The following is an 8,895-nucleotide window of genomic DNA, read 5'->3' as shown; positions in this document are numbered from 1 at the left end:
CTCCGGTGAGCTGCGGCAGGTGGAGGTCGAGGGGACCCTGAGTTTCGTCTCCCTGCCCCGGCTGTCCCGGGTCCTCGGCCGGATCCCCCGGGGCGCGCCCGTGCTGATCGAGCTCGTGGTGGATTACCTCGACCACGCGGCATTCGAGCATCTGCACTCCTGGTGCACCGACCACGAGCGGGCCGGGGGGAGCGTGACGGTCGACGAGATCGGTCACGCCTGGTTCCGGCCCGCCCAGGACGCTCCGGCCGGTCGGCGCCGCACCGTCGTCCCGCACCTGCCCCGCTGGTTCGCACCCTGGTCGCAGTGGCAGGAGCTGGCCGCCGCGCACACCGACTCCCAGGAGGCCGACCCGCGGGACGCCGACATCCAGAGCGATCACCAGACCGACGACTCCTCGACGGCCGATCCTCGGCAGTCAATCGGAACAGGTACGACCGGCCGCGGGCCCGCGGCCGGTCACGCGCATCCCGTCAGCACGATGCTCGTCGGCGTGACCGAGTTCCACCGCCGGGCCGCCCCGCTGTTGCGTGGCACCCTCGGCGGGCTCGCCGAGGCGCAGCGCCCCAGCGCGTTGTTCCTGACGTGTGCCGACTCCCGGGTGGTTCCGAACATCATCACCAGCAGCGGCCCCGGTGATCTCTTCACCATCCGTAACGTCGGTAACCTCGTCCCGCCCGGCGCGTCCGAGCGCGGCGCCCACATCGCGCCGGGCAGCGACCTGTCCGTGACGGCCGCGCTGGACTACGCCGTCACCGTCCTGAAGATTCCCTCGATCGTGGTGTGCGGGCATTCCGGGTGCGGCGCGATGCAGGCGCTGCTCTCGGGCGACCTCGACAACGATCCGGACTCCGCGCTGGCGGGGTGGCTGACCCACGCCCGCGGGGCGCTGGCGCGCCTGCCGCTGCCGGGTACGGAGGGGCTGTCCCCGCTGGAGCAGTTGGGCCGGGCGAACGTCGTCCAGCAGTTGGAGCACCTGCGTGCCCATCCCGCCGTCCGGGGGGCGCTGGAGCAGGGCCGGCTGCAGCTTGTCGGCCTCTACTTCGACATCTCCGTCGCGTACACCTGGGTGCTCGACGAGGAGTCGGGCTACTTCGTCGACCCCTCGGAGGTGCTGACCACGGTCGCGCCGCACCGCCGCCGGGCGTCCCGCCGCTGGGACACGCCGGCCTCGACAGCCTCGACAGCCTCGACCGGCCCGACGACCGGCCCGTCCACAGCGCATCCGCCGTCGGCGCCGCACACCAGAGGGCCCGGGAAAACGCCCCTCGACGGCCATCGCGGCCGTCGCCGCCGTGGCACCCCGGCCTGAACGGTGAAATCGAGGTAAAGCACGGTGACATCGAGGTAAGACATACGGCCTTCCGCGGGAAGGCCGCGGTCGGCCGGCGGGCCTTCTTTCGCGGGAAGGCCGCCGGCCGACCGGGCCCTTGTACCGGTTTCGTGCGGGCCGTCGACTCTGACGAACGTCCCGGCCCGTAATCGATACTGGATGGTATGCGTATTGTGGTGTTCGGCAGCGGAGCGATAGGAACGCTGCACGCCTGGGCGCTGTCACGGGCCGGGCATGACGTAAGTGTGCTGGTCCGCCCAGAACAGCTGGCCCACTGGTCCGACGGGATCGGCCTGCGGATTCTCGACGTACGGGGCAGGCGCCGCCGAGAGGTCGTCGAGCGGTTCCGCCCCCATGCTGTCACCGAGTTGCGTCCCACGGACGGCGTCGACCTGGTCGTGCTCGCCGTCCGGCACACCCAGACCCCGGATGTCCTGCCGGAACTGGCGCGCAACCTCGGTTCCGCCACTGTGTTGTTTCTGAACAACAACTGGCGCGGACTTGACCTCATAGACGCCCACCTGGGCAAGGACCAGTACGTGCTGGGCGCGCCACGCGGTGGCGGCGGCATCATCGACAACATCCTCGACGGTGCGCTCGAGGGCGGGATCATGCTCGGGTCGAGCGTGTCCGGGCACGCGCTGTACGGCCCGACGACCGACACCGCCGAGCAGAACCTGGGCCGTCTCGTGGCACTGTTCGCCGAGGCCGGTTTCCGGCCGGAAATCCACCCCAACATGGAACACTGGCTGTGGGTGCATTTCGCGAGCACCGCCGCATGGATATGCGGTGCCGCCCGCGCCCGCGGCTTCGAGCCTTTCACCCGAAGCAACCGGGCGGTTTATGACGCGTTGCACGCCGGCCGCGAGGCCATGCAGATCTGCGCGGTGCGCGGGGCCGACGTGCGTACCGCGCAGGATGCGCGGCCATTCCTGCTGCCGCCGTCCACCGTCACCCCGGCGGTCCGGCTCATGCTCCGTGGTGAGCTGCTCCAGCGTATGTCGGTGAACCACGGCCGGTATGGCCCGGTGGACCTCTACGAAATCTACGATGATCTCGTCCGCACGGGGGAGCGGCTTGACGTCCCCATGCCCTGTCTGCTGTCCTACCGCGCCGACGTGGAACGCATGGTGGAACTCGCACCCAGCCTGTGACCGCGACTTCTCTGCTGTAACCGCTCATCGGGACCGGTTGGCGATGAGGGCGGCAACCGGGGGAATGAGTGCGGCGACGAGCATCATCGCCAGCGCCGCGGGCACCGACACCAGCCGGATCACACCGCCCGCGAGTACGAACAGCGTGACGCAGACGGCCATCATCGCCAGATACCGACGGCGAACCCCTCGTTGCGCCCACTCCGTCCACTCCGTCCGTTCGGCCCACTCCGTCCGTCCAGCCCGCCCCGGTGCGTCACCGGCCGCCTGGCCGGGCACGGGGTGGGCGTGCGTGCGCCGGTCGTAGTCACGCCGCCGTTCGGGATCGCCCAGCACCTCGTACGCCCTGCTGACCCGCTCGAAGGCCTGCTCGCTGCCACCGGCGTCCGGATGGGTGCGCCGCGCCGCCCGCCGGTAGGCGGCCACGATCTGCTCCTGGGAGGCAGCCGGTGGCACCCCGAGGACGTCGTAGAGTGAGACCACAGCCACGAGTCATCCCATACCCCGCCGGCCACATCCAGCCAGCACCCGTTCAGCCCAGCCCGTCCGGTCCCGGAGGTCACATGGATCTGCAGCTCGCCGGGCGGGTCGTTCTCGTCACCGGGGGCTCCGACGGGCTGGGGGCGGCCGTCGCGCGCGCCCTCGTCGCCGAGCGGGCGCGGGTGGCGATCTGCGCCCGTGACGAGGTCCGCCTGAAGCTCACCGCGGACGAGCTGCGCGCCGCCGGCGGGGACGTCCTCGCCGTACCGGCGGACGTCACCGACGTCGATGCGCTGGACCGTTTCGTCACCGCGGCTCACAGCCGGTGGGGCCAGGTGGACGCGATCGTCAACAACGCCGGCCGGTCCGCGGGCGGGGAACTGGCCTCCGTCACCGACCAGCAGTGGCAGGACGACCTGCAGCTGAAGCTGTTCGCGGCGATCCGGCTGTCCCGTCTGGTGCTCGGCCAGCTGCGCGCCTCGGACGCCGCGGCGGTGGTCAACGTGCTCGCGACGGCGGCGAAGGCACCGCCGGCGGCGTCGCTGCCGTCCTCGGTGTCCCGGGCCGCCGGGCTGGCGTTGACCAAGGCGCTCGCCAGCGAATGGGGTCCGCACGGGATCCGGGTCAACGCGGTGTTGGTCGGCCTGGTCGAAAGCGGCCAGTGGGAACGGCGGGCCGCCGCCACCGACACCCCCGTCCGGACGTTGTACGAACGGATGGCGCGCGACGCGCGGATACCGCTGGGCCGTGTCGGCCGGGCCGCGGAGTTCGCCGACGTCGTGACCTTCCTGCTCTCGCCGCGCAGCTCCTACGTGACCGGGACCGCGCTCAACGTCGACGGTGGCCTGTCCCCGGTGGTGTGAGACCCGGCCGTCAGCCCTCCGGCCGTCAGCCGGTGGCGATGAGGACGACGGCGACGACCACCCCGAGAGCGATCACGGTCGTGCGCAGCGCGGTGGCCGGCAGCAGCCGGGCGGCCCGTGCGCCGAGCACCCCACCGGCGCCGGAGGCCAGCAGCAGGACCACGGCGAATCCCCAGGCAACCCGCGCGCTCACCACGAACACGGCGATGCCCACCGCGTTGACGCCGAACGACAGCAGGGTCTTGGACGCGTTCGTGCGCTGGAGGTCGTCCGGCATGAGGATGCCCAGGACGCCGAGCAGCAGCACGCCGAGGCCCGCGCCGAAATAGCAGCCGTAGGCCCCGGCCACGAACACCCCGGCGCGGGTCGGCCAGGTCATAGCTGATTCGCTCCCAGCACCCCGCCGGCGGGCCACCAGGGCGGCCAGCCACGGCTGGACGCCGAACAGCAGGCAGGCCATCAGCACCAGGTAGGGAACGACCATCCGGAAGGAGTCAGCCGGGGCGGCCAGCAGCACGACCGCCCCGCCCAGCCCGCCGAGCAGCGCCGGGCCGGCCAGCGCCCGCAGCTGGGCGGCCTGCCCGGTCAGCTCCCGGCGGTAGCCGAACGCGCCACCGGCGTATCCGGTGACCAGCCCGACCGAGCAGGTGACGTTCGCGGTGAGCGCGGGCATCCCGGTGGCGAGCAGCGCGGGGAAAGCGATCAGGGTCCCGCCGCCGGCCACCGCGTTCACCGCTCCGGCCAGCAGGCCGGCGACCGCGACGCCCACCATGTCCGGGACTCCCATGGCATGCACGCTCTCACGGCGTACCCGCGGCATGTCGTCGTTCTCTTCGGCTAGACAGGGGGGGTGGCTGCTTCCGAGACGTTGAGGATCACAGGCCCGGTGCTGGTCGGCCCCGAGGAGGTCCGGGACGGACTGTGGGCCGTGGACGGCAGGATCACGTTCACGCCTCCCACCGGCGTCCGCGCCGCCGACGCGCGCACGGTGTCGGGCTGGGTGCTGCCCGGCCTGGTGGACGCGCACTGCCATGTGGGGCTGGACGCCCACGGCGCGGTCGACCGGGACACCGCCGAGCGGCAGATCCGCGCCGACCGGGACGCGGGCACGCTGCTGATCCGGGACGCGGGCTCGCCCGCGGACACCCGGTGGGTGGACGACCGTGAGGACCTGCCCCGGCTGGTCCGGGCCGGCCGTCACATCGCCCGGACGAAACGCTACATCCGTAACTACGCCGTGGAGATCGAGCCGGCCGAACTGGCCGCCACCGTCACCGAGCAGGCCCGCCGAGGCGACGGCTGGGTGAAGATCGTCGGTGACTGGATCGACCGGGCCACCGGGGACCTCGCCGCCTGCTGGCCCCGTCAGGCTGCCCAGGCCGCGATCGCGGCGGCCCATGCCGCCGGCGCCCGGGTCACCGCGCACTGCTTCGCCGAGGACTCCCTCACCGACCTGGTCGAGGCCGGGATCGACTGCGTCGAGCACGCGAGCGGGCTGACCGCCGAGACGATTCCCCTCTTCGCCGAGCGTGGCGTCGCCATCGTGCCGACCCTGGTCAACATCGCCACCTTCGAGGGCATCGCCGCCGGGGCGGTGGAGAAGTTCCCCGCCTACAGCGCGCACATGCGGGCGTTGCACGCCCGTCGCTACGACACCGTCCGCCAGGCCCACGAGGCGGGCATCCCGATCTACGTCGGCACGGATGCCGGCGGGTCGCTGCCGCACGGCCTTGTCGCGGACGAGGTCGCCGAACTGGTACGGGCCGGGCTGCCTCCGGTGGCGGCTCTGTCGGCGGCGACCTGGGCCGCGCGCGCCTGGCTTGGTTTCGCCGGGCTGGCCGAAGGGGCACCGGCGGATTTTGTCGTCTGTTCCGAGGATCCGCGGGTGGACGTCCGGGTACTCGCCGAGCCGTTGCTGGTTGTCGTGCGTGGTCGGGTGGTGGCGGGCAGGGGCGCATAACACCGGCGTTCGGGCAGTTGGTGGAAGTACGTTTCCGCGGTCGGGTTCCCGACGTGGGCAAAGCCGTGTTCTCGGGCACAACATCGGGAAGAAGAAGTCCGGCGCGCAACCACGTCGGCCGACCGGGCGGGAAACGCCGGGCCGGCCGCCGGGAAACGGCGAGCCGACCAGATGGGAAAACAAGGAGTTCTCCGATGCTCACACGCCCCCGGTGGACACACGTGGCCCTCCCGTCCAGCGACATCGACGCCTCGATCGACTTCTACACGACGATGACCCCGCTCGTGGTGGTCGCGACCCGTCAGGACGCCGCTGGCCGCAGCGCGTGGCTGTCCAACGATCGGCAGTGGCAGGACCCGTTCGTGCTGGTCCTGGCCGAGTTCAACGCCGAGCGTGGGCACCGGCAGCCGACGATGACCCCGTTCGCGCACATCGGGATCGAGGTTACGCAACGTGCTGAGATAGACGCGATCGCCGATCGGGCGAGGGCCGCGGGCTGTTTGCACTGGGAGCCGCAGGATCTGCCCGACCCGGTCGGCTACGTCTGCGCGGTGACCGACCCGGACGGGAACGTGATCGAGTTCAGCCACAACCAGAAGGTGTTCCAGACCATCCGCGAGCTGTGGGGCCCCGCCGAGCGCGCGCACAGCAACGGTGTCAGATGAGCCGACGGTGTCGATGAACTGACAGCAGTCGAGTTGGCAGCCGGCTGGGCCGGTAGCGTTCAGGACTCGTGGCGAGATCAGGGCACCAGGAGAGGCATTACGGTGGACGGCTGGGCTGGTTGCGCGCCGCGGTACTCGGCGCGGACGACGGGTTGGTGTCGACGGCGAGCCTGATGCTCGGGGTGGCCGCGTCGTCGGCGTCCCGGACGGCCGTGCTGACCGCGGGTCTGGCCGGGCTGGTCGCCGGGGCGGCGTCGATGGCCGCCGGGGAGTTCGTCTCGGTGAGCTCCCAGAAGGACGCCGAACGCGAGGACCTCTCCGTCGAGGCCGCGGAGCTCGCGAGCGATCCCGACGCGGAGCTGGAGGAGCTGACCGATATCTACATCCAGCGCGGGCTGAGCCCCCGGCTCGCCCGGGAGGTGGCTGTGGAGTTCAGCCACACCGACCCGCTTGCCGCGCACGCCCGCGACGAGCTCGGCCAGTCGCCGCAGAGCGCGGCCCGTCCGGTGCAGGCCGCCGCGGCCTCGGCGCTGAGTTTCGCCCTGGGCGCGGCACTCCCGCTGGTGACGTTGCTCGCCGGCTCCGACACGGCCAGAGTCGTGTTACTGATCGTGATTACTGAGGTTGGGCTGGCGCTGCTCGGCGCCATCGGCGCCGCGCTCGGTGGCGCGCGGCGGACGCGGGCGGCGATCCGTGTCGTTCTCGGCGGATCGGCCGCCATGGCCGTGACAGCCGCGGTTGGCGCTCTTGTCGGCACCACCGTCGGCTGAGCCTGTACCTGATGATCATCCGGCGATCACCTGGCGCGGTCGTGCTGATGCGCGACCGGAGCGCTGGCGGCTAGAGTGCTGGCTATGGTGCGATTGACACCGCAGGAACGGTATGCGCAGCAGGAGCGGCGGGAACTCAGCGACCTTCTGTTGGAGCTCGGCCCCGACCAGCCGACGCTGTGCACCGGTTGGACCACCCGCGACCTGGCCGCTCACCTGGTCGCCCGGGACCGCAAGCCGCAGACGTTGCCCGGGCTCGCGATACCGCAACTGCACAAGGTAACCGAGCGCGTCGAACGGGTCACCCGGAAGTCGCACTCCTACGAGGATCTTGTCGCTCTGGTCCGCAAGGGCGCGCCGGTGTGGCATCCAGCCCACGTCTCGCTGGTGGACGAGTTGCTCAACCATGTCGAGTACTTCGTCCATAACGAGGACGTCCGGCGGGCGCAGCCGGACTGGAAGCAGCGGGATCTCGACACCGCCGAGCGGGACAGGCTGTGGAAGGCGTTGAAGGTGGTCGGCAAGATCGGTTTCCGCAAGTCCCCGGTTGGCGTCGTGGCGGAGCGTACCGACGGGGAGGGCCGGCTGGTGCTGCGCTCCGGTGGGCGGCAGGTCGTCCTCGCCGGCGCGGCCCCCGAACTGCTGCTCTACGCCTTCAACCGCCGGGAGCAGGCCGCCGTCGACATCCGCGGCGACGAGGCGGTCATCGCCGACTTCCGGGCCGCCCCCTCCGGGCTGTAGGTCAGCCCCCGTCCGCGTAGAGATCCTCAAGGCCGACGGTCAGCAGACGGTCGGTCGTGTCGTGTAGTTCGGGATCGAAACCGGCGCCGCTGTAGCAGGCGATCACTGTGTCCCGGGTGTCGAATCCTCTGGCGGCCAGCAGGTCGCGGGCCCGGCGCAGCCGCTCGACCTGCCGGATGCCCATGATCTCGCCCTATTTCGCCTCACTCAGGGAAAGGTACAGAGCCGTATCCCGGACGTCGGCCTCCTCCTCGAGGAGATAGCGAGCTTCCCTGAACAGGGGAGTTGCCGGGTTGAGTACCGTCCGCAGCACCCGGTCGTCGAAGTCAGCCAGGCTTTCCGGTGAGTCGTCGTTGACGAACCCGCGGTAGGCCGGCGTGCCGCCGACGACGGCATGGTGACGAACGGCCGGAGCCGGATCGTCGATGTTCCAGAAACGCGCGGCCAGCGGATAGTCGAACGGGCGTACCACCAGCTCGAGACCGGCTCTCCCGCGCAGCGGGGTGTCGCCGGCGAGCATCTTTCCCATCACCGACATGGTCGAGCCGCACAAGCCGACCTGCGTCAGCCCGGTGCTCGCAGCCGCGGTTCGTCGCCGCCCCTGTCCGCTCCGCCCCGGAGGTGCTACGGCGGCAGCCCGTTCTCGCTGGCCCACTTCTCGAATCCGCCGGCTTCGAAAGGCAGGCGGTACTCCCCGGTGAGCGGATCATCGGCGAGCGCGGATACAAGCTTCACCGTGAGCAGCTCAAGTCGAATCGCCTCGCACAACAGCGACAGTGTCGGGCGTAGGGCCACGTTGTGCCTCTCCGCTATGAGCGCGCCCCGTTCTCAATCTTGGTGAGCGCCGAGCGGTCGAGGAACACGGCCGAGGCGAGTTCGGCCTGCGTCAGCCCTGAGCGTTCGCGGGCATCGGCGATGCGCCTACCTAT

12 protein-coding genes and 1 pseudogene are annotated in these 8,895 nt (G+C 71.1%); 7 read left to right on the top strand and 6 right to left on the bottom strand.

Features of this window, described 5'->3' with window-relative positions; translation table 11 throughout:
* Both CM1CMNOD_RS23280 and CM1CMNOD_RS16490 read left to right on the top strand, forming a co-directional pair.
* Positions 1–1,312, top strand: a 1,312-nt coding sequence (locus CM1CMNOD_RS23280) for a carbonic anhydrase (protein ID WP_278045210.1), incomplete at its 5' end; no start/stop codon positions are given.
* 185 nt (positions 1,313–1,497) lie between these two features.
* The gene (locus CM1CMNOD_RS16490) at positions 1,498–2,487 is read left to right on the top strand and encodes a ketopantoate reductase family protein (RefSeq protein WP_013874721.1); all 990 of its coding nucleotides are present in this window, start codon (positions 1,498–1,500) and stop codon (positions 2,485–2,487) included.
* Positions 2,488–2,511: 24 nt separating this feature from the next.
* On the opposite strand, the gene CM1CMNOD_RS16485 is transcribed toward CM1CMNOD_RS16490, so the two are convergent.
* Positions 2,512–2,976 (bottom strand): J domain-containing protein, encoded by a 465-nt coding sequence (locus CM1CMNOD_RS16485; protein WP_013874720.1) that lies wholly within the window; start codon positions 2,974–2,976, stop codon positions 2,512–2,514.
* Positions 2,977–3,050: 74 nt separating this feature from the next.
* On the opposite strand from CM1CMNOD_RS16485, the gene CM1CMNOD_RS16480 reads away from it, so the two are divergent.
* Positions 3,051–3,830: an SDR family NAD(P)-dependent oxidoreductase gene (locus CM1CMNOD_RS16480; RefSeq protein ID WP_013874719.1), complete on the top strand. Its 780-nt coding sequence runs from the start codon at positions 3,051–3,053 to the stop codon at positions 3,828–3,830.
* A gap of 25 nt (positions 3,831–3,855) precedes the next feature.
* Here CM1CMNOD_RS16480 and CM1CMNOD_RS16475 read toward each other — a convergent pair whose 3' ends face one another.
* Positions 3,856–4,650 (bottom strand): sulfite exporter TauE/SafE family protein, encoded by a 795-nt coding sequence (locus CM1CMNOD_RS16475; RefSeq protein WP_013874718.1) that lies wholly within the window; start codon positions 4,648–4,650, stop codon positions 3,856–3,858.
* A gap of 30 nt (positions 4,651–4,680) precedes the next feature.
* On the opposite strand from CM1CMNOD_RS16475, the gene CM1CMNOD_RS16470 reads away from it, so the two are divergent.
* From CM1CMNOD_RS16470 to CM1CMNOD_RS16455, 4 genes are all read left to right on the top strand, one after another.
* Complete coding sequence (locus tag CM1CMNOD_RS16470) at positions 4,681–5,790, top strand: amidohydrolase family protein (protein WP_013874717.1); 1,110 nt, start codon at positions 4,681–4,683, stop codon at positions 5,788–5,790.
* A 194-nt stretch (positions 5,791–5,984) separates the two neighbouring features.
* The gene (locus CM1CMNOD_RS16465) at positions 5,985–6,455 is read left to right on the top strand and encodes a VOC family protein (protein ID WP_013874716.1); all 471 of its coding nucleotides are present in this window, start codon (positions 5,985–5,987) and stop codon (positions 6,453–6,455) included.
* Positions 6,456–6,523: 68 nt separating this feature from the next.
* On the top strand, positions 6,524–7,225 hold the full coding sequence (locus CM1CMNOD_RS16460; protein WP_013874715.1) for a VIT1/CCC1 transporter family protein: 702 nt from the start codon (positions 6,524–6,526) through the stop codon (positions 7,223–7,225).
* 84 nt (positions 7,226–7,309) lie between these two features.
* Entirely contained in the window at positions 7,310–7,966 is a 657-nt protein-coding gene (locus CM1CMNOD_RS16455; protein ID WP_013874714.1) for a TIGR03085 family metal-binding protein, read from the top strand.
* A 1-nt stretch (position 7,967) separates the two neighbouring features.
* Here the strand turns inward: CM1CMNOD_RS16455 and CM1CMNOD_RS22525 are convergent, their stop codons facing one another.
* From CM1CMNOD_RS22525 to CM1CMNOD_RS24150, 4 genes and pseudogenes are all read right to left on the bottom strand, one after another.
* Positions 7,968–8,150: a hypothetical protein gene (locus CM1CMNOD_RS22525; RefSeq protein ID WP_043603937.1), complete on the bottom strand. Its 183-nt coding sequence runs from the start codon at positions 8,148–8,150 to the stop codon at positions 7,968–7,970.
* 15 nt (positions 8,151–8,165) lie between these two features.
* Positions 8,166–8,531: pseudogene (locus tag CM1CMNOD_RS16450) on the bottom strand (ATP-binding protein); the annotation flags it as partial.
* Between the two features lie 59 nt (positions 8,532–8,590).
* Positions 8,591–8,761 carry a hypothetical protein gene (locus tag CM1CMNOD_RS21925; RefSeq protein WP_157491041.1) on the bottom strand — a complete coding sequence of 57 codons (171 nt, stop codon included), beginning with the start codon at positions 8,759–8,761 and terminating at the stop codon, positions 8,591–8,593.
* Between the two features lie 14 nt (positions 8,762–8,775).
* Complete coding sequence (locus CM1CMNOD_RS24150) at positions 8,776–8,883, bottom strand: helix-turn-helix domain-containing protein (RefSeq protein WP_431307095.1); 108 nt, start codon at positions 8,881–8,883, stop codon at positions 8,776–8,778.
* Between the last annotated feature and the right edge of the window lie 12 nt (positions 8,884–8,895).

The sequence above is a fragment of the Protofrankia symbiont of Coriaria myrtifolia genome (assembly GCF_900634755.1).
Classification (GTDB): Bacteria; Actinomycetota; Actinomycetes; order Frankiales; family Frankiaceae; genus Protofrankia; species Protofrankia coriariae.
The sequence above is the reverse complement of the archived record's forward strand: the minus strand, read 5'-3'. Positions and strand labels throughout refer to the sequence as shown.